This window comes from Enterococcus bulliens, assembly GCF_053761865.1.
Window position 1 is genome coordinate 1 of record NZ_JBSMXK010000058.1, and the last position, 1,205, is coordinate 1,205.

At 38.4% G+C, this 1,205-nt stretch carries 1 protein-coding gene; it reads right to left on the reverse strand.

Annotated features, from left to right (window positions below):
- Positions 1-1,205: primase C-terminal domain-containing protein (locus ACWOEC_RS12220; protein ID WP_455308483.1), on the reverse strand; the 1,205-nt coding region annotated here is incomplete at both ends.

Genomic DNA, 1,205 nt, shown 5'->3' on the forward strand with positions numbered 1-1,205 from the left:
TGTATCGAAGCTAGAATAATCCCTCCATTACGACCAGCACGAACACGAAAATGAATTTTGTTCTCTTCTCTCAACTGCTTCAGTACTTTGTCCAGGGAACGTTTTGGGATCTCTAAACGTTCAGTTAACTCTTTTTTTGTAGAAATAATGTATGGTTGTTCTTCATAGGATTGCTCATTCAAATAAGACAGTAGATCTTCTGCCCATTCATGACTATGTGAATACTTGCGAATAGCTCTTTCTTTCTTGAATTTCCACCAACCTCGTTTTTTGTTGAATAGTTGCTCTTCAGAAAGATTGGCATCGACCCACTCTTGGCATAATAGGACAATTTTTTCTCTGTGCGCTGCTTGATATTTTCCGGAGTAAGCGGAACGAATGATTCTGGTTAATTCTCGATCAGATAAAGGGTTAGCCAAGCGGTCATTGAACTCTAACATCGTCAATTCACATGCTTCTACTTCGTATCCTGACGAAAAGTATGCCAAAGACAAGGTGAATATGACATTATTTCGACCATATACGCCCTTTTCACCTTGTATTTTTTGACTTTTTAGCAACAGCTGGAACCAGGGTTCATCGACTTGACGAAATTCTTGAGTAGATGGTAATACAAAAACGTTTTTGATCTCCGCTTTTTTGTCCGCATCTTCTCTCATTGACCAGTCGATCCATTCTTCGAAACTATAACGATACTGTGGTTCAAAGAATAAAACATTCTCTTCAGAAGGCATACGTGTGATCCCAAAATGATTGGCATTTACATCAACTGGAAACCGATAATCATTTGAAAATTTGTTTCTTAGATTTTTTGAGATCATTTTGGCCACATTGATCACTTTAAAATTTGATTTCTTCGTCACGTATGCAGGCTTGTCTAGTACATAGAAAGCTTGAAATCCATGCGGTGTACGTAGAATCATTGTCGGCATAAAGCCGATCTCGTGACTGGCCAAGATAATTTCTCCATAGTCAAAGTTTGGATCCAATGTGTCAAAATCAACAAAGAAAGTATTGATTTGACGCAAATTGTCCTCAGAATGACCTTTTGTAAACATTCTGGCTTCATCAGCATACGTTCCATAGCGAAATACATTTGGTGTCCAATGAGTGAATCGATTATTGTTTTCGATCACCCCTTCTTCTGAAGTGATCACTAGTCCAATCCCCTCGATCATGTGTTCCTTTGATCGGTACGCAAAAAT